At 53.4% G+C, this 22,519-nt stretch carries 17 protein-coding genes, 4 tRNA genes, 1 rRNA gene and 1 other RNA gene; 20 read left to right on the top strand and 3 right to left on the bottom strand.

Annotated features, from left to right (window positions below; genetic code table 11):
- Positions 1 to 20 precede the first annotated feature (20 nt).
- The 3 genes from rrf (at position 21) to birA (ending at position 2,510) form a co-directional block, all read left to right on the top strand.
- Positions 21 to 136 (top strand): 5S ribosomal RNA (gene rrf, locus EDY99_RS22560).
- Positions 137 to 513: 377 nt separating this feature from the next.
- Positions 514 to 1,551: a UDP-N-acetylmuramate dehydrogenase gene (murB, locus tag EDY99_RS22565; RefSeq protein ID WP_033644353.1), complete on the top strand. Its 1,038-nt coding sequence runs from the start codon at positions 514 to 516 to the stop codon at positions 1,549 to 1,551.
- On the top strand, positions 1,548 to 2,510 hold the full coding sequence (birA, locus tag EDY99_RS22570; protein ID WP_033644354.1) for a bifunctional biotin--[acetyl-CoA-carboxylase] ligase/biotin operon repressor BirA: 963 nt from the start codon (positions 1,548 to 1,550) through the stop codon (positions 2,508 to 2,510). The genes murB and birA overlap by 4 nt, the downstream gene beginning before the upstream one ends.
- A gap of 48 nt (positions 2,511 to 2,558) precedes the next feature.
- Here the strand turns inward: birA and coaA are convergent, their stop codons facing one another.
- Positions 2,559 to 3,509: a type I pantothenate kinase gene (gene coaA, locus EDY99_RS22575; protein WP_025304936.1), complete on the bottom strand. Its 951-nt coding sequence runs from the start codon at positions 3,507 to 3,509 to the stop codon at positions 2,559 to 2,561.
- A gap of 219 nt (positions 3,510 to 3,728) precedes the next feature.
- Positions 3,729 to 4,277 (bottom strand): GNAT family N-acetyltransferase, encoded by a 549-nt coding sequence (locus EDY99_RS22580; protein ID WP_033644356.1) that lies wholly within the window; start codon positions 4,275 to 4,277, stop codon positions 3,729 to 3,731.
- Positions 4,278 to 4,673: 396 nt separating this feature from the next.
- Here EDY99_RS22580 and EDY99_RS22585 point away from each other — a divergent pair.
- From EDY99_RS22585 to EDY99_RS22665, 17 genes are all read left to right on the top strand, one after another.
- Positions 4,674 to 4,749 (top strand) — tRNA-Thr (locus EDY99_RS22585).
- A 25-nt stretch (positions 4,750 to 4,774) separates the two neighbouring features.
- Positions 4,775 to 4,859 (top strand) — tRNA-Tyr (locus EDY99_RS22590).
- A 46-nt stretch (positions 4,860 to 4,905) separates the two neighbouring features.
- Positions 4,906 to 5,021, top strand: a non-coding RNA gene (locus EDY99_RS22595) — RtT sRNA.
- 37 nt (positions 5,022 to 5,058) lie between these two features.
- Positions 5,059 to 5,133, top strand: a tRNA-Gly gene (locus EDY99_RS22600).
- Between the two features lie 6 nt (positions 5,134 to 5,139).
- Positions 5,140 to 5,215 (top strand) — tRNA-Thr (locus EDY99_RS22605).
- 109 nt (positions 5,216 to 5,324) lie between these two features.
- The gene (gene tuf / locus EDY99_RS22610; RefSeq protein ID WP_015376315.1) at positions 5,325 to 6,509 is read left to right on the top strand and encodes an elongation factor Tu; all 1,185 of its coding nucleotides are present in this window, start codon (positions 5,325 to 5,327) and stop codon (positions 6,507 to 6,509) included.
- Positions 6,510 to 6,768: 259 nt separating this feature from the next.
- Positions 6,769 to 7,152, top strand: coding sequence for a preprotein translocase subunit SecE (secE, locus tag EDY99_RS22615; RefSeq protein ID WP_004929916.1), 384 nt, complete (start codon positions 6,769 to 6,771; stop codon positions 7,150 to 7,152).
- A gap of 1 nt (position 7,153) precedes the next feature.
- Positions 7,154 to 7,699 (top strand): transcription termination/antitermination protein NusG, encoded by a 546-nt coding sequence (nusG, locus tag EDY99_RS22620; protein WP_004929914.1) that lies wholly within the window; start codon positions 7,154 to 7,156, stop codon positions 7,697 to 7,699.
- Positions 7,700 to 7,864: 165 nt separating this feature from the next.
- Positions 7,865 to 8,293: a 50S ribosomal protein L11 gene (rplK, locus tag EDY99_RS22625; protein ID WP_015376316.1), complete on the top strand. Its 429-nt coding sequence runs from the start codon at positions 7,865 to 7,867 to the stop codon at positions 8,291 to 8,293.
- A 3-nt stretch (positions 8,294 to 8,296) separates the two neighbouring features.
- Entirely contained in the window at positions 8,297 to 9,001 is a 705-nt protein-coding gene (gene rplA, locus EDY99_RS22630) for a 50S ribosomal protein L1 (protein ID WP_004929908.1), read from the top strand.
- Positions 9,002 to 9,339: 338 nt separating this feature from the next.
- Positions 9,340 to 9,837 carry a 50S ribosomal protein L10 gene (rplJ, locus tag EDY99_RS22635; RefSeq protein ID WP_004929905.1) on the top strand — a complete coding sequence of 166 codons (498 nt, stop codon included), beginning with the start codon at positions 9,340 to 9,342 and terminating at the stop codon, positions 9,835 to 9,837.
- A gap of 63 nt (positions 9,838 to 9,900) precedes the next feature.
- Positions 9,901 to 10,266 (top strand): 50S ribosomal protein L7/L12, encoded by a 366-nt coding sequence (rplL, locus tag EDY99_RS22640; RefSeq protein WP_004929903.1) that lies wholly within the window; start codon positions 9,901 to 9,903, stop codon positions 10,264 to 10,266.
- A 332-nt stretch (positions 10,267 to 10,598) separates the two neighbouring features.
- A complete protein-coding gene (gene rpoB, locus EDY99_RS22645) occupies positions 10,599 to 14,627 on the top strand; it encodes a DNA-directed RNA polymerase subunit beta (protein WP_004929900.1) in 4,029 nt (1,342 codons plus the stop codon).
- A gap of 118 nt (positions 14,628 to 14,745) precedes the next feature.
- Entirely contained in the window at positions 14,746 to 18,969 is a 4,224-nt protein-coding gene (gene rpoC, locus EDY99_RS22650) for a DNA-directed RNA polymerase subunit beta' (protein ID WP_033644357.1), read from the top strand.
- 168 nt (positions 18,970 to 19,137) lie between these two features.
- Positions 19,138 to 19,584: an N-acetyltransferase gene (locus EDY99_RS22655; RefSeq protein WP_123062077.1), complete on the top strand. Its 447-nt coding sequence runs from the start codon at positions 19,138 to 19,140 to the stop codon at positions 19,582 to 19,584.
- Positions 19,584 to 20,048 carry an oxidoreductase gene (locus EDY99_RS22660; protein ID WP_033644359.1) on the top strand — a complete coding sequence of 155 codons (465 nt, stop codon included), beginning with the start codon at positions 19,584 to 19,586 and terminating at the stop codon, positions 20,046 to 20,048. The genes EDY99_RS22655 and EDY99_RS22660 overlap by 1 nt, the downstream gene beginning before the upstream one ends.
- A 1-nt stretch (position 20,049) precedes the next feature.
- Positions 20,050 to 21,324, top strand: a complete 1,275-nt coding sequence (locus EDY99_RS22665) for a sensor histidine kinase KdpD (protein WP_033644360.1) — start codon at positions 20,050 to 20,052, stop codon at positions 21,322 to 21,324.
- Here the strand turns inward: EDY99_RS22665 and EDY99_RS22670 are convergent.
- Positions 21,310 to 22,005, bottom strand: a complete 696-nt coding sequence (locus tag EDY99_RS22670; RefSeq protein WP_033644361.1) for a response regulator — start codon at positions 22,003 to 22,005, stop codon at positions 21,310 to 21,312. The genes EDY99_RS22665 and EDY99_RS22670 overlap by 15 nt on opposite strands.
- Between the last annotated feature and the right edge of the window lie 514 nt (positions 22,006 to 22,519).

Consider the following 22,519-nt stretch of genomic DNA (forward strand, 5'->3'; position numbering starts at 1 on the left):
TTGGAATGAAACAGAATTTGCCTGGCGGCAATAGCGCGGTGGTCCCACCTGACCCCATGCCGAACTCAGAAGTGAAACGCCGTAGCGCCGATGGTAGTGTGGGGTCTCCCCATGCGAGAGTAGGACACTGCCAGGCATCAAATAAAGCCGAAAGCCCTGAACTGACGTTCAGGGCTTTTTGCTATGCGTAAAATAAATCCCCTGATCGTATCTATTGCTTASAAAAATACCTATTTCAGCGGACGTTGCTTATTTACATAAGCACGTATAATGCTTTTGAGCAGGAGAATAACCAGCTCAATATATAATTGATAGATTAAGATTATTATTTAAATAATAAAAATGCCTATTTATGAACATGTTGATAAGAATTATCCTGTTATATCAAAGATAAATCCTAATTCTTCAGTGCATTACTCGATAAATTTCACGTTAATTAAAACAAATATTAGCCAGACGCTTCGAATCGAGTAGACTAAGCAAAAGATTATTTCCGCATGGGTACTGAACGTTATGTCTACTGAAAGCGCGTCTTTAAAAAACCACAATACTTTTGCGCTCCCGGTCAACGCAGCGCACCTGGTCATCGCCGATAGAATTGAGTTGATGCTCAAAGTCTGGCAACAAACGCGCAAGCGTCAGGAGCCGCTGCTGATTCTCGGTGAAGGTAGCAACGTACTGTTCCTGGAAGACTTTTCGGGTACGGTCATGGTTAACCAACTGAAGGGCATCGATGTTCGAGAAGATAACGATGCCTGGTATCTCCATGTCAGCGCCGGTGAGAATTGGCACGATCTGGTGCAATATACGCTGCAGGCCGGGATCTGCGGGTTGGAGAACCTGGCGTTGATTCCTGGATTGGCCGGCTCCGCGCCTATCCAGAATATCGGTGCCTATGGCGTCGAATTGAAAGATGTCTGTGAGTATGTCGACCTGCTGGACTTCTCTACGGGTGCCATCGATCGCATTCCGGCAGCCGATTGTGGTTTCGGCTATCGGGAAAGCATTTTCAAACATCGCTTCCAAACTGGGCATGCCATTGTCGGGCTGGGTCTGCGTCTGAGCAAGCAGTGGCAACCCAAGTTGAGCTATGGCGATCTGGCCAAGCTGGATCCCGCCACGGTGACGCCACTTCAGGTATTCGAGTCCGTATGTGCCATGCGCCGCAGCAAGCTGCCGGACCCGCGCGAAACCGGTAATGCCGGCAGTTTCTTCAAGAATCCGCTGGTGAACGCGGGGAAAGCCGCAGAACTCATCACACAATATCCCGGCATGCCGCATTATCCGCAGCAGGATGGTCAGGTGAAGCTGGCCGCTGGCTGGCTGATCGATCAGTGCGAACTGAAGGGGTATCGCATCGGTGGCGCAGCCGTACACCGCCAGCAGGCGCTGGTGCTGGTGAATATCGATAATGCGCATAGTCAGGATGTGGTGGCTCTGGCGCGCCATGTCCGTAAGACTGTGGCCGATAAATTTGGCGTATGGCTGGAACCTGAGGTGCGTTTCATTGGCGCAACTGGCGAATTGAACGCTGTGGTGGTGCTGTCATGAGAGATACCAAGGTCCCGTTAAAACTGATCGCGCTATTGGCCGACGGTGAATTCCATTCCGGGGAACAGCTCGGTGAGTCATTGGGCATGAGCCGTGCCGCGATCAATAAGCATATTCAAACCGTTCGCGAGTGGGGGCTGGATGTCTTTACTGTACCGGGGAAAGGATACAGCTTGCCTGCTCCCATGCAGCTATTGGAGGCGGAACGCATTCTTAGAGGGCTGGACGACAAGCGAGTTACCGTGCTGCCGGTCGTAGACTCTACCAATCAATATTTGCTGGATCGTATCGAAACGCTGCAATCTGGCGACGCCTGCATCGCTGAGTACCAACTGGCCGGCCGCGGTCGTCGTGGGCGTCAGTGGATTTCGCCGTTTGGCGCCAATTTATACCTGTCGATGTTTTGGCGATTGGAACAGGGGCCGGCTGCGGCGATGGGGCTGAGCCTGGTGATCGGCATGGTGATGGCGGAGGTCTTGCAGCGTCTTGGCGCTAAAGATGTGCGAGTCAAATGGCCCAACGATCTTTACCTGAACGATCGTAAATTGGCAGGGATCTTGGTCGAGTTGACGGGGAAAACCGGCGACGCGGCTCAGTTGGTCATCGGCGCCGGCATTAATTTGGCGATGCGGGATACCAATGCGAGTGGGATCAACCAAGGTTGGATCAACCTGCAAGAAGCCGGTATTAACATCGATCGTAATGAGCTGACCGCCACTCTGCTTAATGAATTGCGGCAGTCCTTAAAACAATTCGAGATAGATGGGCTGGCGCCATTCATTGGCCGTTGGCGCACGCTGGATAATTTTATCGACAGACCGGTCAAACTGCTGATTGGCGAGCGACAGATTGTGGGTATCGCCCGGGGTATCGACGCGCAAGGTGCACTCCTGCTGGAACAAGAAGGGGAAATCAAACCCTTTATCGGCGGAGAGATATCGCTGCGCAGCGCGGAATAGTGAGAAAAGACAAGGGGACGGCAGCGTCCCCTTGATCGTTCGGTAGGCTTATTTTCTTAAACGCACGCTTTCAACGGCATGGTTGGCGCTTTTGGTCATAATCAGGCTCGCGCGTTCGCGGGTAGGCAGTATGTTCTGCTGCAAATTCAATCCATTGATTTCATTCCATAATTGTGTGGCAATATTAATCGCCTCCGGTTCCGGCAATTTTGAATAATTATGGAAATAAGAATCAGGATTGGAAAATGCGCCCTGACGGAATTTCAGGAAACGGTTGATATACCAGCTTTGCAATAGCGTCTCCGGCGCATCGACATATATAGAGAAGTCGACGAAGTCGGAAACGAATACGCGATGCGGATCGTGAGGATAATCCATACCGCTTTGCAATACGTTAAGCCCTTCCAGGATAAGAATGTCCGGCTGTTCGATGACTTTATTACCTTCGGGCACAACGTCATAGATCAAATGGGAATAAACCGGGGCGGTGACACGTTTGGCGCCGGATTTCACTTCCGACACGAACTTCACCAGGCTATGCATATCGTAAGACTGCGGGAAGCCTTTTTTCTTCATCAAACCGCGTTCGTTCAGCACCTTGTTTGGATGCAAGAAGCCGTCGGTCGTGATCAGCTCAACGCTGCGGTGTTCCGGCCAGCGGCTCAGCAGCGCCTGCAACAGACGTGCGGTCGTGCTCTTGCCGACGGCTACGCTGCCGGCGATGCCGATGACATAGGGAATCTTTTGCCCGTCGGTGCCGAGGAATTGTTCCAGTACCGCCTGCCGGCGCAGGTTGGAACTGATATAGAAGTTCAACAGTCGTGACAGCGGCAGATAAATCTGCGCAACTTCTTCCAACGAGAGATCTTCGTTAATCCCTTTCAGTTTAACGATCTCTTCTTCCGACAACGTCAGCGGCACCGAATCTCGCAACGCAGCCCACTGGGTACGATCGAACTGTAGGTAAGGCGTTGCTAAAGATTGATCTCTTTTTATCATAAGCCAAATTCTGCCTGTTAACGCAGGTTGGGAAAGGCGCCGGACGCCAACTCCAGAGAATAAACAAGCTGCATATTATAGACAGCTTCGTTTTTGGCGTAGACTTTTTTCGCAAAAGTTGTCGATAGGCAGCAGTTTATGTCAATTGTGCGAAGCGGCGCGCAGTTGATAAAGCGGGGTTGCAAGGCGGTATCATGGCGTCAGGATACCGCCTGAAGGTTAGCTGGCGATAGCGCGTGAAGACGGGGTCACGGTGAACAGACGTTTGTAATAAATGACGGTTGAGTGGTAATAGCCATCGGGTCCGGCCGCATAGTCAGGCATTTCACCCAGGCAGCGATAGCCCAGACTGCGATAAAGTGCTTCTGCCGCCGAACCGGCCTGAGTATCCAGATACAGTAGCCCGCGCTGCTGTTGCAGTGCCGCTTGCTCCAACGTCTTCATTAGCGCCAGGCCTACGCCGTTACGACGAGCGCGGCTATGAACCAGCAGTTTCACTACCTCCGCACGATTACGGCCATTCGGTTTCTGGCAGAGCTCGAGTTGAACGGTGCCAACGACGCCGCGTTCGTCGCGGGCAATCCACAATAGCAGCTCACCCTTGGCCAAGGCCGGACGCAGGCTGTGGAAGTAACTCTCGGCGTCTTCATGCGGGATTAAGGTGTCGTAGCCCACTGAAGCGCCGTGGGTGACCGCATCGGTCAACAGGCGAGCCAATTCATCGCGATAAATCGGGAGCGTAGCGGCGTTGATAGGCACTATTTTCATCGGTCATTCCTCCAGATATGGGGGTAATGAAGATAAGCAATAACTGCGCCAGAGCGACGAAAGGCATAGCCACGGCGAAAGGGCGAGGAATAAGTGTAGTTCACGCCACGAACCAGGGCAGCCATCCTCTTTTTGGTGCATCGATCCCGCTCACGGTTTACCGTCGTGGGTTACGTGTTTTGAGAAGCCCGACACGGAGAAAGGGGCGTTCAAAGCTTGCAAAAAGTGGATAAAATTGTAGAGAATGATTGCCGCAAGTGATGAATGTTTGCACGCCACAGGCTGCGAATTGCATGACAGCATGCAAAATTGACTGATTTATGAGCGAAAGTGCGCGTAAAGCAATTTTTTTGTTGCATAGGTCGCCCGCTCTACCTAGAATGCGCTGCACTTGATGCCGGCTTAGCTCAGTAGGTAGAGCAACTGACTTGTAATCAGTAGGTCACCAGTTCGATTCCGGTAGCCGGCACCATTCAAGTCACAAGTAGTTAAAATCTGGTGGGGTTCCCGAGCGGCCAAAGGGAGCAGACTGTAAATCTGCCGTCACAGACTTCGAAGGTTCGAATCCTTCCCCCACCACCAAATCTTGCCTTCGGCGATTAACTGAGATGCGATAAACACCGCAACGGTTGATGGCGGGAGGAGAGGGCGAAAGCCTTCGGCAAGGTTCGAGTTGTGCAGCGCGAGGCGCAGCCGGCCCGAAGGATACGAGCCGAGTGATGAACAATCCTGCTCTATCCCCAAAATTCTACAGAAAAATCAGGTAGCCGAGTTCCAGGATGCGGGCATCGTATAATGGCTATTACCTCAGCCTTCCAAGCTGATGATGTGGGTTCGATTCCCACTGCCCGCTCCAAGATGTGCTGATATAGCTCAGTTGGTAGAGCGCACCCTTGGTAAGGGTGAGGTCGGCAGTTCGAATCTGCCTATCAGCACCACTTCTTAATTTCTCGCCCCCTGATTTTCTTTCTGTTCTGGATTCAACGAGCAAATGCTTGGTTGATGTGGTGATACCACCGATTTATCCGTGTCTTAGAGGGACAATCGATGTCTAAAGAAAAGTTTGAACGTACAAAACCGCACGTTAACGTCGGTACTATCGGCCACGTTGACCACGGTAAAACTACCCTGACTGCAGCGATCACTACCGTACTGGCTAAAACCTACGGCGGTTCTGCACGTGCTTTCGACCAGATCGATAACGCGCCAGAAGAAAAAGCTCGTGGTATCACCATCAACACCTCTCACGTTGAGTATGACACCCCGACTCGCCACTACGCGCACGTTGACTGCCCAGGGCACGCCGACTACGTGAAAAACATGATCACCGGTGCTGCTCAGATGGACGGCGCGATCCTGGTAGTTGCTGCGACTGACGGCCCAATGCCTCAGACCCGTGAGCACATCCTGCTGGGTCGTCAGGTTGGCGTTCCTTTCATCATCGTATTCATGAACAAATGCGACATGGTTGATGATGAAGAGCTGCTGGAACTGGTAGAAATGGAAGTTCGCGAACTGCTGTCCGCGTACGACTTCCCAGGCGACGACCTGCCAGTGATCCGCGGTTCCGCGCTGAAAGCGCTGGAAGGCGAAGCTGAGTGGGAAGCGAAAATCATCGAACTGGCGGAAGCCCTGGACAGCTACATCCCAGAGCCAGAGCGTGCTATCGACAAGCCGTTCCTGCTGCCAATCGAAGACGTATTCTCCATCTCCGGTCGTGGTACCGTTGTTACCGGTCGTGTTGAGCGCGGTATCATCAAAGTTGGCGAAGAAGTTGAAATCGTTGGTATCAAAGACACCGTTAAGTCTACCTGTACTGGCGTTGAAATGTTCCGCAAACTGCTGGACGAAGGCCGTGCTGGTGAGAACGTAGGTGTTCTGCTGCGTGGTATCAAACGTGAAGAAATCGAACGTGGTCAGGTACTGGCTAAACCAGGCTCCATCAAGCCGCACACCCAGTTCGAATCTGAAGTGTACATCCTGAGCAAAGATGAAGGTGGTCGTCACACGCCATTCTTCAAAGGCTACCGTCCACAGTTCTACTTCCGTACTACTGACGTGACCGGTACCATCGAACTGCCAGAAGGCGTAGAGATGGTAATGCCAGGCGACAACGTGAACATGGTTGTAACCCTGATTCACCCAATCGCGATGGACGACGGTCTGCGTTTCGCAATCCGTGAAGGCGGCCGTACTGTAGGCGCTGGTGTTGTTGCTAAAGTTATCGCTTAATCGCTGATAAAGTTTGACGCGACACGCGGTAAAAGGGCATCATTTGATGCCCTTTTTCTACGCTGTGAACTAGAACCTATCTCATCAGCGATTTTGCAGTCATAATCATTGGTGAGATGGGCTCTTAAACCGTATTGACTGAATACGTCATGGCGTAAAACACCGGGATATCGCTAGTGCGGTATCCGATCGGTTTGGTTTGCCTCGCAATGCGAGGCAAAGTTGTTTGTTCTGAATCATCATTGTGACAGGTTGGTTTATGAGTGCGAATACCGAGGCTCAAGGGAGCGGACGCGGCCTGGAAGCGGCAAAGTGGCTGATCGTCGCCGTTCTGTTGGTTGTGGCTATTGTCGGTAACTATTACTACCGTGATTTAAGCCTGCCATTGCGCGCGCTGGCAGTTGTGCTGATCATCGCCGTTGCAGGTGCAGTGGCTCTGATGACCACCAAAGGCAAAGCTACCGTTGCGTTTGCCCGCGAAGCGCGTACCGAAGTACGTAAAGTGATTTGGCCAACTCGTCAGGAAACGCTACACACCACGTTGATCGTTGCCGCGGTAACCGCCGTGATGTCACTGATTCTGTGGGGGCTGGATGGTATTCTGGTCCGTCTGGTGTCGTTTATTACTGGCCTGAGGTTCTAAAATGTCTGAAGCTCCAAAAAAACGTTGGTACGTCGTTCAGGCGTTTTCCGGTTTTGAAGGTCGCGTAGCGCAATCGCTGCGTGAACACATCAAACTGCACGATATGGAAGAGCTGTTCGGCGAAGTGATGGTGCCTACGGAAGAAGTGGTTGAAATCCGTGGTGGCCAGCGTCGCAAGAGCGAGCGTAAATTCTTCCCTGGCTACGTGCTGGTGCAGATGGTGATGAATGACGCCAGCTGGCACCTGGTGCGCAGCGTACCGCGTGTCATGGGGTTCATCGGCGGTACGTCTGACCGTCCTGCGCCGATCAGCGATAAAGAAGTTGATGCGATCATGAACCGCCTGCAGCAGGTCGGTGACAAACCGCGTCCGAAAACGCTGTTCGAGCCGGGCGAGCTGGTGCGCGTCAACGACGGCCCGTTTGCCGATTTCAACGGCGTGGTCGAAGAAGTCGATTACGAGAAGAGCCGCCTGAAAGTTTCCGTTTCCATCTTCGGCCGTGCAACGCCGGTGGAACTGGACTTCAGCCAGGTTGAAAAAGGCTGATCGAATAATCAGCAATAAGCGGTCCGTTGCCGCTTGTCAAAGGCGCGAAATTGAACTACAATTTCGCGCCTTTTGTTTTTAGATGCCTTGCCTGATGTTTGTCTGGCGAGGTTAAACACGGGGAGCCTCTCACGAGGCGATACTACCCAAACCGAGGAAATTTAAATGGCTAAGAAAGTACAAGCCTACGTTAAGCTGCAAGTTGCAGCTGGTATGGCTAACCCGAGCCCACCAGTGGGTCCAGCTCTGGGTCAGCAGGGCGTTAACATCATGGAATTCTGTAAGGCATTCAACGCTAAAACTGACAGCGTTGAGAAAGGTCTGCCGATTCCGGTTGTTATCACCGTTTATTCTGATCGCTCCTTCACTTTCGTTACCAAAACCCCGCCAGCAGCAGTTCTGCTGAAAAAAGCGGCTGGTATCAAGTCTGGTTCCGGTAAGCCGAACAAAGACAAAGTAGGTAAAGTGACCCGTGCTCAGGTACGTGAAATCGCAGAAACCAAAGCTGCGGACATGACTGGTTCTGACGTTGAAGCGATGACTCGCTCCATCGAAGGTACCGCTCGTTCCATGGGCCTGGTAGTGGAGGATTAAGAGATGGCTAAGCTGACCAAGCGCATGCGCGTGATCCGTGACAAAGTTGATGCTACTAAACAGTATGACATCACTGAAGCTGTTGCTCTGCTGAAAGAGCTGGCCACCGCTAAATTCGTAGAAAGCGTTGACGTTGCCGTTAACCTCGGCATCGACGCTCGTAAATCTGACCAAAACGTTCGTGGCGCTACCGTTCTGCCACACGGCACCGGTCGTTCCGTTCGCGTTGCCGTATTTACCCAAGGCGCTAACGCTGAAGCAGCGAAAGCTGCCGGCGCAGAGCTGGTAGGTATGGACGATCTGGCTGAGCAGATCAAGAAAGGCGAAATGAACTTCGACGTTGTTATTGCTTCCCCGGATGCAATGCGCGTTGTAGGTCAACTGGGCCAGATCCTGGGTCCACGCGGCCTGATGCCAAACCCGAAAGTGGGTACCGTTACTCCGAACGTTGCTGAAGCAGTGAAAAACGCTAAAGCAGGTCAGGTTCGCTACCGTAACGACAAAAACGGCATCATCCATACCACTATCGGTAAGGTTGATTTCGACGCAGACAAACTGAAAGAAAACCTGGAAGCCCTGCTGGTTGCGCTGAAAAAAGCAAAACCTTCTCAGGCGAAAGGCATGTACATCAAGAAAGTTAGCCTCTCCACCACCATGGGTGCTGGCGTTGCTATCGATCAAAGCGGTCTGTCTGCCGCAGCGAACTAATCGCACTTGCGATTATCGCTTTGACTTGGGGCCGAGATTTGTCTAGAATCTTATGCCCCAAGGTTTTGCTATTGGCTATGCCGTAGGCAAAACAAAGATTTTTCGGTTGGAGCCTGGCCTATCCAGGCCTCCGTCCAAGACCGCAGGTGTATCGCAAGATACTTAATCCTTCCTGCGTAGACGGTGACAGAGCCTAAGAAAATTTTTCTTTTTTATAAAAGAATGTCTTTGCTGGATTCTGCTCACCGTGTTAAGCCGCTCGGCGTGGCGTTTTACAAAGCGCCGAGTGAAGTGAGTTCCGGGGGATTTTCCCCGGCTAATCCAGGAGCAAAAAGCTAATGGCATTAAATCTTCAAGACAAACAAGCGATTGTTGCTGAAGTCAGCGAAGTAGCCAAAGGCGCGCTGTCTGCGGTTGTTGCGGATTCCCGCGGCGTTACCGTAGATAAAATGACTGAACTGCGTAAAGCAGGTCGTGAAGCTGGCGTTTACATGCGTGTTGTTCGCAACACCCTGATGCGTCGCGTAGTTGAAGGCACTCCATTCGAATGCCTGAAAGACACGTTTGTCGGTCCAACCTTGATTGCATTCTCTCACGAACACCCGGGCGCTGCTGCTCGTCTGTTCAAAGAGTTCGCGAAAGCGAATGCAAAATTCGAGGTTAAAGCTGCGGCCTTTGAAGGTGAGCTGATCCCAGCGGCGCAAATCGACCGCCTGGCGACGCTGCCAACTTACGAAGAAGCGATCGCACGCCTGATGGCAACCATGAAAGAAGCCGCTGCCGGCAAACTGGTTCGCACTCTGGCTGCAGTACGCGATCAGAAAGAAGCGGCGTAAGCCACTCTTTCTTAGCCTTTGCTAACGTATTTAAACTATTTCTGAATTTTAGGAACAATTGTTATGTCTATCACTAAAGACCAAATCCTGGAAGCAGTTGCCGCTATGTCCGTAATGGATGTTGTTGAACTGGTTTCCGCTATGGAAGAAAAATTCGGCGTTTCTGCTGCTGCTGCTGTAGCTGTAGCTGCTGGCCCAGCTGAAGCTGCTGAAGAGAAAACTGAATTCGACGTTATCCTGAAAGCTGCAGGCGCTAACAAAGTTGCTGTTATCAAAGCAGTACGTGGCGCTACCGGCCTGGGTCTGAAAGAAGCTAAAGACCTGGTTGAATCTGCTCCAGCCGCTCTGAAAGAAGGCGTGAGCAAAGATGACGCAGAAGCTCTGAAAAAATCTCTGGAAGAAGCTGGCGCAGAAGTTGAAGTTAAATAAGCCAACCCTTCCGGTTGCAGCCTAGTCTTTTAGGCTGATGGCTGGTGACTTTTTAGTCACCAGCCTTTTTGCGCTGTAGGGCGCCAGTAGCGTTTCACACTGTTTGGCTGCTGGTTTCGCCTCCCAATGTTTGTTTCTATCGACGACTTAATATACCGCGGTCTTTGCACTACCAGGAGTTCTGGGGGAAGGCGCGATGAAATGGTTTAAGCGTGATAGCAAGAGATATTGCGGAAAGTGTTCCCGCTTTCCGGTCGACAAAACGGTGTTGCATGAACTGTCCCTAATCGGACGGACAGATTGGGTCACTGATCAGCGAGCTGAGGAACCCTATGGTTTACTCCTATACCGAGAAAAAACGTATTCGTAAGGATTTTGGTAAACGTCCACAAGTGCTGGACATACCATATCTCCTTTCTATCCAGCTTGACTCGTTCCAGAAGTTTATCGAGCAAGATCCAGAAGGGCAGTACGGCCTTGAAGCCGCATTCCGTTCTGTTTTCCCTATCCAGAGCTACAGTGGCAATTCGGAGCTGCAATACGTTAGCTACCGTCTTGGTGAGCCGGTCTTCGACGTCAAAGAGTGCCAGATCCGTGGTGTGACGTTCTCTGCACCGCTGCGCGTAAAACTGCGCCTGGTTATCTATGAGCGCGAAGCGCCTGAAGGTACGGTCAAAGACATCAAGGAACAAGAAGTCTACATGGGCGAAATTCCGCTCATGACCGAAAACGGCACCTTTGTGATCAACGGTACTGAGAGGGTTATCGTATCTCAGTTGCACCGTAGTCCTGGCGTATTCTTCGACAGCGATAAGGGTAAAACCCACTCCTCGGGTAAAGTGCTGTACAACGCACGCATCATCCCTTACCGCGGTTCATGGTTGGACTTCGAGTTCGATCCGAAAGACAACCTGTTCGTGCGTATTGACCGTCGCCGCAAACTGCCTGCGACCATCATTCTGCGCGCGCTGAACTACACCACTGAACAGATCCTCGACCTGTTCTTTGACAAGATCGTCTTCGAAATCCGCGACAACAAGCTGCAGATGGAGCTGGTGCCAGAGCGCCTGCGTGGTGAGACCGCTTCGTTCGATATCGAAGCCAACGGCAAGATCTACGTAGAGAAAGGCCGTCGCATCACCGCTCGTCATATCCGTCAGCTGGAAAAAGACGACATTCAGAGCATTGAAGTACCGGTAGAGTACATCGCGGGCAAAGTGGTCGCGAAAGACTATATCGATACCAATACCGGCGAACTGATCTGCGCAGCCAACATGGAGCTGTCGCTGGATCTGCTGGCCAAGCTGAGCCAGTCCGGCCACAAGCGCATCGAAACGCTGTTCACCAACGATCTGGACCACGGCGCGTACATCTCTGAAACGCTGCGTGTCGATCCGACCAACGATCGTCTGAGCTCGCTGGTAGAAATCTACCGCATGATGCGCCCTGGTGAGCCGCCAACGCGCGAAGCTGCCGAAAGCCTGTTCGAGAACCTGTTCTTCTCCGAAGACCGCTACGATCTGTCCGCGGTTGGCCGTATGAAGTTCAACCGTTCTCTGCTGCGCGACGAGATCGAAGGTTCGGGCATCCTGAGCAAAGACGACATCATTGAAGTGATGAAGAAGCTCATCGATATCCGTAACGGCAAGGGCGAAGTGGACGATATCGACCACTTGGGCAACCGTCGTATCCGCTCCGTCGGCGAAATGGCCGAGAACCAGTTCCGCGTAGGTCTGGTGCGTGTTGAGCGTGCGGTGAAAGAGCGTCTGTCTCTGGGCGATCTGGATACCCTGATGCCTCAGGACATGATCAACGCCAAACCGATTTCGGCGGCGGTGAAAGAGTTCTTCGGCTCCAGCCAGCTGTCCCAGTTCATGGACCAGAACAACCCGTTGTCCGAGATCACGCACAAGCGTCGTATCTCCGCACTGGGCCCGGGCGGTCTGACCCGTGAGCGCGCCGGCTTTGAAGTTCGAGACGTACACCCGACCCACTACGGCCGCGTGTGCCCAATCGAAACGCCGGAAGGTCCAAACATCGGTCTGATCAACTCCCTGTCCGTGTACGCACAGACTAACGAGTATGGCTTCCTGGAAACCCCGTACCGCCGCGTGCGTGACGGCGTGGTGACCGATGAAATCAACTACCTGTCTGCTATTGAAGAAGGCAACTTCGTTATCGCCCAGGCGAACTCCAACCTGGATGAAGAAGGCCGCTTCGTAGAAGACCTGGTCACCTGCCGCAGCAAAGGCGAATCAAGCCTGTTCAGCCGCGACCAGGTTGACTACATGGACGTATCCACCCAGCAGGTTGTTTCCGTTGGTGCTTCACTGATTCCATTCCTGGAACACGATGACGCCAACCGTGCATTGATGGGTGCGAACATGCAACGTCAGGCCGTACCAACCCTGCGCGCCGATAAGCCGCTGGTCGGTACCGGTATGGAACGCGCTGTAGCGGTTGACTCCGGCGTAACCGCCGTTGCCAAACGCGGCGGTGTGATCCAGTACGTGGATGCTTCCCGTATCGTTATCAAAGTTAACGAAGACGAGATGTACCCGGGCGAAGCAGGTATCGATATTTACAACCTGACCAAGTACACCCGTTCTAACCAGAACACCTGCATCAACCAGATGCCGTGTGTGAATCTGGGTGAGCCAATCGAGCGCGGCGACGTGCTGGCGGATGGCCCATCGACAGACCTGGGCGAACTGGCGCTGGGCCAGAACATGCGCGTAGCGTTCATGCCTTGGAACGGCTACAACTTCGAAGACTCCATCTTGGTCTCCGAGCGCGTGGTGCAGGAAGATCGCTTCACCACCATCCACATCCAGGAACTGGCGTGCGTGTCTCGCGACACCAAGCTGGGGCCTGAAGAGATCACCGCCGACATCCCTAACGTGGGTGAAGCGGCGCTCTCCAAGCTGGATGAGTCCGGTATCGTGTATATCGGTGCTGAAGTGACCGGCGGCGACATCCTGGTCGGTAAGGTAACGCCTAAAGGCGAAACCCAGCTGACGCCGGAAGAGAAACTGTTGCGTGCGATCTTCGGTGAGAAAGCGTCTGACGTTAAAGACTCTTCTCTGCGTGTGCCGAACGGCGTTTCCGGTACGGTTATCGACGTGCAGGTCTTCACCCGCGATGGCGTGGAAAAAGACAAGCGCGCGTTGGAAATCGAAGAGATGCAGCTGAAGCAGGCGAAGAAAGACCTGACTGAAGAACTGCAGATCCTGGAAGCCGGCCTGTTTGCGCGTATCCACGCGGTACTGGTTGCCGGTGGCATCGAAGCCGACAAGCTGAGCAAGCTGCCGCGCGATCGCTGGCTGGAACTGGGCCTGACCGACGAAGAGAAGCAAAACCAGCTGGAGCAGCTGGCTGAGCAGTATGACGAACTGAAATCCGACTTCGAGAAGAAGCTGGAAGCCAAGCGTCGTAAGATCACTCAGGGCGACGATCTGGCGCCGGGCGTACTGAAAATCGTCAAGGTTTATCTGGCCGTTAAACGTCAGATCCAACCGGGTGACAAGATGGCGGGCCGCCACGGTAACAAGGGTGTTATCTCCAAGATCAACCCGATCGAAGATATGCCTTACGATGAAAACGGCACGCCGGTAGACATCGTACTGAACCCGCTGGGCGTACCATCACGTATGAACATCGGTCAGATCCTGGAAACCCACCTGGGTATGGCTGCGAAAGGCATCGGTGAGAAGATCAACCAGATGCTGAAGCAGCAGCAGGAAGTGGCCAAGCTGCGTGAGTTCATCCAGAAGGCCTACGATCTGGGCGACGATGTTTGCCAGAAAGTTGACCTGAACACCTTCAGCGACGACGAAGTGCTGCGTCTGGCAGAGAACCTGAAAAAAGGTATGCCGATCGCAACGCCGGTGTTTGACGGTGCGAAAGAGACTGAAATCAAGAAGCTGCTGGAAATGGGCGGTATCCCGACCTCCGGTCAGATCACGCTGTTCGATGGCCGTACCGGTGAGCAATTCGAGCGCCAGGTTACTGTCGGCTATATGTACATGCTGAAACTGAACCACTTGGTTGACGATAAAATGCACGCCCGTTCAACCGGTTCTTACAGCTTGGTTACTCAGCAGCCTCTGGGTGGTAAAGCGCAGTTCGGTGGTCAACGCTTCGGTGAGATGGAAGTGTGGGCACTGGAAGCATACGGCGCGGCTTATACCCTGCAGGAAATGCTCACCGTTAAGTCGGATGACGTTAACGGCCGTACCAAGATGTACAAAAACATCGTGGATGGCGATCACCGGATGGAGCCAGGCATGCCGGAATCCTTCAACGTACTGTTGAAAGAAATCCGCTCGCTCGGCATCAACATCGAACTGGAAGACGAGTAATCGTCATTCCGGCTCAGGCTCCCCGCCTAAGGGAGCCTGAGGGTGGTTGTTCAGGTCACACGGGTACCTACTGCGGTTGTGGGTGCCCAACAGGTTTAACTCCGACAGGAGCCAATCCGTGAAAGACTTATTGAAGTTTCTGAAAGCGCAAACTAAGACCGAAGAGTTTGATGCGATCAAGATTGCTCTGGCCTCGCCAGACATGATCCGTTCGTGGTCGTTCGGTGAAGTTAAGAAGCCGGAAACCATTAACTACCGTACGTTCAAACCAGAGCGTGACGGCCTTTTCTGCGCCCGTATCTTCGGGCCGGTAAAAGATTACGAGTGCCTGTGCGGTAAGTACAAGCGCTTGAAACACCGCGGCGTGATCTGTGAGAAGTGCGGCGTTGAAGTGACCCAGACCAAAGTGCGTCGTGAGCGCATGGGCCACATCGAGCTGGCTTCCCCGACTGCGCACATCTGGTTCCTGAAATCGCTGCCATCCCGCATCGGTTTGCTGCTGGATATGCCGCTGCGTGACATCGAACGCGTACTGTACTTCGAATCCTATGTGGTGGTCGAAGGCGGTATGACCAACCTCGAGCGTCGTCAGATCCTGACCGAAGAGCAGTATCTGGACGCGCTGGAAGAGTTCGGTGACGAATTCGACGCCAAGATGGGTGCGGAAGCCATTCAGGCCCTGTTGAAAAACATGGATCTGGAAGCCGAGTGCGAGCAGCTGCGTGAAGAGCTGAACGAAACCAACTCCGAAACCAAGCGCAAGAAGCTGACCAAGCGTATCAAGCTGCTGGAAGCGTTCGTACAGTCCGGTAACAAGCCGGAGTGGATGATCCTGACCGTGCTGCCGGTACTGCCGCCGGATCTGCGCCCGCTGGTTCCGCTGGATGGCGGTCGTTTCGCGACGTCGGATCTGAACGATCTGTATCGCCGCGTGATCAACCGTAACAACCGTCTGAAACGCCTGCTGGATCTGGCTGCGCCGGACATCATCGTGCGCAACGAAAAGCGTATGCTGCAAGAAGCGGTAGACGCCCTGCTGGATAACGGCCGTCGCGGTCGTGCGATCACCGGTTCCAACAAACGCCCTCTGAAATCTTTGGCCGACATGATCAAAGGTAAGCAGGGTCGTTTCCGTCAGAACCTGCTCGGTAAACGCGTTGACTACTCAGGCCGTTCCGTTATCACCGTAGGTCCATACCTGCGTCTGCATCAGTGCGGTCTGCCTAAGAAGATGGCGTTGGAGCTGTTCAAACCGTTCATCTACGGCAAATTGGAGCTGCGTGGCCTGGCCACCACCATCAAAGCCGCCAAGAAAATGGTTGAGCGTGAAGAAGCCGTCGTTTGGGATATCCTGGACGAAGTGATTCGCGAACACCCGGTACTGCTGAACCGTGCACCAACCCTGCACCGTTTGGGTATCCAGGCGTTTGAACCGGTTCTGATCGAAGGTAAAGCGATCCAGCTGCATCCGCTGGTTTGTGCGGCATATAACGCCGACTTCGATGGTGACCAGATGGCCGTTCACGTACCGCTGACGCTGGAAGCCCAGCTGGAAGCGCGTGCGCTGATGATGTCCACCAACAACATCCTGTCCCCAGCGAACGGCGAGCCAATCATCGTTCCTTCTCAGGACGTTGTACTGGGTCTGTACTACATGACCCGCGACTGTGTTAACGCCAAAGGCGAAGGCATGGTGCTGAACGGTTCCAAAGAAGCTGAGCGTGTTTACCGCGCCGGCCTGGCGTCGCTGCATGCGCGCGTTAAAGTGCGTATCACCGAAGACGTCAAGAACGCCGAAGGCGAGTGGACCTCTCAGACCAGCATCATCGACACCACCATCGGCCGCGCCATCCTGTGGATGATCGTACCGAAAGGTCTGCCGTACGCGATCGTTAACCAGCCTTTGGGCAAGAAAGCGATCTCCAAGATGCTGAACACCTGTTACCGCATCCTGGGCCTGAAGCCGACCGTTATCTTTGCTGACCAGATCATGTACACCGGCTTTGCTTACGCAGCCCGTTCCGGCGCTTCCGTAGGTATCGACGACATGGTTATCCCGGCCAAGAAGGCGGAGATCATCGAAGAAGCGGAAACCGAAGTTGCCGAGATCCAGGAGCAGTTCCAGTCTGGTCTGGTGACCGCCGGCGAACGCTACAACAAAGTGATCGATATCTGGGCTGCCGCGAACGAACGCGTTGCGAAAGCGATGATGGAAAACCTGTCGGTAGAAGACGTGGTTAACCGTGACGGCGAAGTGGAACAGCAAGTTTCCTTCAACAGCATCTTTATGATGGCCGACTCCGGTGCGCGTGGTTCCGCCGCTCAGATTCGTCAGCTGGCCGGTATGCGTGGTCTGATGGCGAAGCCGGACGGCTCCATCATCGAAACGCCAATCACCGCGAACTTCCGTGAAGGTCTGAACGTACTCCAGTACTTCATCTCCACTCACGGTGCTCGTAAAGGTCTGGCGGATACCGCACTGAAAACCGCGAACTCCGGTTATCTGACCCGTCGTCTGGTTGACGTGGCGCAGGACCTGGTGGTGACCGAAGACGACTGTGGCACCCACGACGGCATCCTGATGACTCCGGTTATCGAAGGTGGCGATGTGAAAGAGCCGCTGCGTGAACGCGTTCTGGGCCGTGTGACGGCAGAAGACGTCCTCAAGCCGGGTACGGCGGACATTCTGGTGCCGCGCAACACCCTGCTGAACGAGAAGGCGTGTGACCTGTTGGAAGAGAACTCTGTCGACAGCGTTAAAGTCCGTTCCGTGGTGAGCTGTGAAACCGACTTCGGTGTGTGTGCAAACTGCTACGGTCGCGACCTGGCACGTGGCCACATCATCAACAAAGGTGAAGCCATCGGCGTTATCGCGGCACAGTCCATCGGTGAGCCGGGTACACAGCTGACGATGCGTACGTTCCACATCGGTGGTGCGGCATCTCGTGCGGCTGCTGAATCCAGCATTCAGGTGAAAAACAAGGGTAGCATCAAGCTGAGCAACGCGAAGTTCGTTATGAACGCCGCAGGCAAGCTGGTGATCACCTCGCGTAACACCGAACTGAAACTGATCGACGAATTCGGCCGTACCAAAGAAAGCTACAAGGTGCCTTACGGCGCCGTGATGGGCAAAGGCGACGGTGAAGAAGTTAACGGCGGCGAAACCGTTGCTAACTGGGATCCGCACACCATGCCGGTCATCAGTGAAGTCAGCGGCTTCATTCGCTTCGCCGACATGGTCGACGGCCAGACGATTACTCGTCAGACCGACGAACTGACCGGTTTGTCTTCTCTGGTTGTCCTGGACAGCGCAGAGCGTACCGGTAGCGGTAAAGACCTGCGTCCGGCACTGAAAATCGTTGACGCTAAGGGCGAAGACGTATTGATCCCAGGTACTGATATGCCTGCTCAATACTTCCTGCCGGGCAAAGCGATCGTTCAGCTGGAAGACGGCATTCAGATCGGTGCGGGTGATACCCTGGCGCGTATTCCTCAGGAATCCGGCGGTACCAAGGATATTACCGGTGGTCTGCCGCGCGTTGCCGACCTGTTCGAAGCGCGTCGTCCGAAAGAGCCGGCAATCCTGGCTGAAATCAGCGGGATTATCTCGTTCGGTAAAGAGACCAAAGGCAAACGTCGCCTGGTGATTTCTCCGCTGGACGGCAGCGACGCTTACGAAGAGATGATTCCGAAATGGCGTCAGCTCAACGTGTTCGAAGGCGAAGTGGTGGAACGTGGCGACGTCGTCTCCGACGGCCCAGAGTCTCCGCACGACATTCTGCGTCTGCGTGGCGTGCATGCGGTTACCCGCTACATCACCAACGAAGTGCAGGAAGTTTACCGTCTGCAAGGCGTTAAGATTAACGATAAGCACATCGAAGTTATCGTTCGTCAGATGCTGCGTAAAGGCACTATCGTTAGCGCTGGTGGCTCCGAGTTCCTGGAAGGCGAGCAGGCTGAAGTGTCTCGCGTCAAGATTGCCAACCGTCAGCTGGAAGCTGAAGGTAAGATCCCGGCAACCTTCTCGCGCGATCTGCTGGGTATCACCAAGGCTTCCTTGGCGACCGAGTCCTTCATCTCCGCCGCATCGTTCCAGGAAACGACGCGCGTTCTGACCGAAGCTGCCGTAGCCGGCAAGCGCGACGAACTGCGTGGCCTGAAAGAGAACGTCATCGTGGGCCGTCTGATCCCAGCCGGTACCGGTTACGCTTATCATCAGGATCGCATGCGTCGTCGTGCTCAGGGCGAAGCGCCGGTTGTTCCGCAAGTCAGCGCGGAAGAAGCGACCGCGAACCTGGCCGAACTGCTCAACGCAGGTCTGGGCGGCAGCGACGACGAGTAATCGTCATCCGCGCCGTGGGCCCGCTACGCCGGGCCCATCGCCAGATAAACCGCTCCCTCGGGGGCGGTTTTTTTTCGCCTCGCGCCGGGTTATGACAAACTTTGCTACTATGGTTACAGCAGAAATTGACCGGCGCTTTTTACCTGACAACCAAGGACAGCACAAAACATGGACAGCCTCATTACCTTCGAAAAACTGACGGCGAAACACCTGCCTTACCTGTATGAGATCCGCTTTTCCGTCGAAGAGAACCTGCTGCATCCGCATCAGATCCAGTATCTGCAGCGCAAGCAGGCGCTGGAAGACATCAACCAGGGCGGTGGCTGGATCTGCAAGTATGGCGAGGACTATGCCGGCGTTGGATTCGGGTTGTTCATCCCCGAACCGTTGATCGGCGGACTGTTCGTGAAGCCGGAATACCAATCAATGGGAATGGGTTCTGCCTTGCTGGCGCGCGTCACTGCCTGGATGTTTGAGCACGGCGCCGAAGCCATTCACTTAACCACCGATCCCGGCTCTAAAGCCGAAGGTTTTTATCAACATCACGGTTGGGATGCGATCGGGCGGGATGAGTTCGGTCAGGCGGAGCTGGTGAAACGCAAAGAGGGTGAATAATGAAAATCAAAGGATTGATGACGTTACTGCTGCTTTCGCTGTTCAGCGCACCGTTGTACGCGGCCGTTGACTCTTTTTACCTGAAGCCGGCGGACGGCGAGAAGATCAATGTCACCCGACAGATGCTGGAGGCGATGCCGTCGCACACGATTAAAACCTCGACCAATTTCACCCCGGAAGAGGCGTTCACCGGCGTTGAGTTTTCGGAGCTGGTGAAAGCGTACCATCTGCAAGGGAAGTCGGTGCGCGCCTTCGCGTGGGACGACTATTCCTATTCGATGCCGATTGACGAGATGATTAAATATCGCGTGATTGTCGCCTATCTGCGCGGCGGTAAGCCGATCGACGTGGGGGAGCTGGGGCCGTTCGCTATTATCTATCCGCGCGATCAATACCCCGAGCTGAATAACCTGGACGTGAACGCGAAAACCGTCTGGCAAGTCAAACGGCTGGAGATTAAATGAGATGAGCAAGAAACTGATCGGTACTCTTATCGCGTTGGTTGCCATCTTCTCCTTATTAATTTTGCTGATTGCCATTAACTTCGGTGGCGTAAAAGAGCGCTATAAGCAGATCGAACCCAATCTGGATAACTACTCGGTGGCCGAAATCCTGTTTCTGGCGTTTGAAAGAACCAAAACTGCGCTGCTGCTCAGTGAAAACGACGACTACGACGCTTTCCTGATCAAAAAGAAAATATTTTACTCGAAGATCCAAATCCTGGAGAGCCGCTCCACCTTCAGCGACTCTTTCTATTACGACGACGAATTTATCAAGAACGTCGCTCTGCTGAAGCAACAGTACCGAACGCTGGGCGATCTTTCCGTCGGTTTGCTGGCAGGGCGGAAAAGCAAGGCGGATATCCTCGCTTATATGGATGACATCGAGGGCACGTTGGTCGATATCCAGGAGATTATTTATCGGATACAAATTAAAAACTTCACCGAGGTTAAAGGCATCATCCAGGATAATTCGAGAAAAGCCGAGATGTTCGCCGTCTTATCGCTGATTTTGGTGTTCCTGATGATGTTCCTGGTGGTGAGAAACGCCTTCTCGTTAAAAGAGATCATCAAGAACAAGAACATCTTTATCTCATCCATCTACCATGAAATCGCCGGTTCGACGCAGGCCATCGTCATCGCCGCGGATATCATGGAGCACGAGCTGGCGCAGGAAGAGCTCAAAAAGGAGGCCCGCCTGATCTCCTACCACGGCAACAAGATCGCCGAACAAACGCGCGAGGTGATGGATTATTCGCGGTTTGAAATGGGGGAGGTTAACGTCAATATTTCCACCTTTCGGCTGCATGAGGTGGTGGACGATGCCATGACCAGTATCAGCGCTGGGCGCGGTAATCGCATCGTGGTGCGTCGTTCATCCTATGTTGGTTTGATTTGCTCCGACAAATACAAGCTCTACCGAATATTGGCCAATCTGCTCAGCAACGCGGACAAATTTACTCACCACGGCGCGATCATCCTCAACGTGAAGGTGTGCCATGGCAATCTGTATTTATGGGTCAAAGACAACGGCATCGGATTTAACGTTAATAATCTGGAACGGTTGTACAAGGCGTTCAATCAGGGAGTAGAAAGGGAAACGCGGCAGGGGCTGGGGCTGGGGCTGACCATTATCAAGAATTATGTGACGACGCTGAAAGGCGCCATCAGAGTCAAATCCACCGAAGGCGTTGGTTCATCGTTTTTCATCCGCATTCCGGTCAAACTAATTAAAGAATAAATTCGACAGCAGCAGTGAGGAGATAATCAGCGGTTTGGTCGGTTTTTCCACCAGGTGCACGTCATAGTGCAGGATCATATCGCCGATATTCTTCTCATAGTGATTCAGCTGGCCGGTCAGAATGATGATGCGCGCGTGCGGATCGAGGGTGTCCTTTATTTTCTTCACGACGCGTTCTGAGGTTTCGCCGAAGTCCAACAGCCAGTCCAGAATAAACGCCTCAAAGGACTGTTGCTCAAGTGCGGCCAGCATGGCATCCGCCGTTTGAAAGGTCTCGGTCTCAATGCCGTAGCGGCAGGCGATTTTCTTCAACAGCTCGAGGATATCGCTGTCGTTGTCCAGGATCGCGATGCGCGGCGCCGGCAGAAAGTCTATCTTGTTGACTCTGTACAGCGGTACGTCGGCCTGCGTATCCCGGCTGGTATTGATGATGAAAAGGTCATCTTTTTTGTAGGCGTAGGTTTCGTCGTCGTCCAGCTGTGTCACCGGGTGTTCGTCGACTTCAACCTTACAGCGTTTGTGAATGCTGTTCATGATAAAAACGCCGTTATGCGTTCTTTGGCCGGCGAATGGCTCGTTGAAGTACTGAAACACCTTTCTGACTTCGTCGAGGGTGATGCCCCTTTTACCATCCAGCTTCTGCTTGGCGCTGTTGTACTGAAGGTTCAGTATGTTGGCCATCGTGGAGGCATGTTTTCTGTCGCCAACCCCTTTAAGAGTGAGCAACGCGCTGATTGCATCGATGTAATTTGGCGTTTTCTTCATGACAACCTTGGCTTTTTTGATGTTGACCGCGAGCGTGGCAAATCTGCGCGAGGACCCGTGCTGGATTATAGATGATGCCCCGGAGGTTGCGGTGATATCAGTTTGATTTTCCTTGGCAAACTCAGAATACACTCGATATCAAATAAAAAAACACTCAAAAGACATTCACATTTAATCGTTTGTATGGTTAATTAGCGCACATACTGTGTGATTCGCGTCCTGGGGGGGTTGCCAGTCTCACAAAATAAACCGCCTGCTCTTGTCTGTAAGCAGGGAGCAGGCGGCAAAAAAACGCGACGGCCAACACCAGGGCCATTGGCAGTATCGGGGATTACCCCTCGAGTCACTTTTCGTCTCCGCATCGACTTTTTCCTCGTTCTGCCGTTCTCTGCCGCAACGGGCTCCATTGAAAAACACTCTGCGTGAGTGC

This window comes from Serratia sp. LS-1 (genome assembly GCF_003719595.1).
In the GTDB taxonomy this organism is placed as follows: Bacteria; Pseudomonadota; Gammaproteobacteria; order Enterobacterales; family Enterobacteriaceae; genus Serratia; species Serratia ureilytica.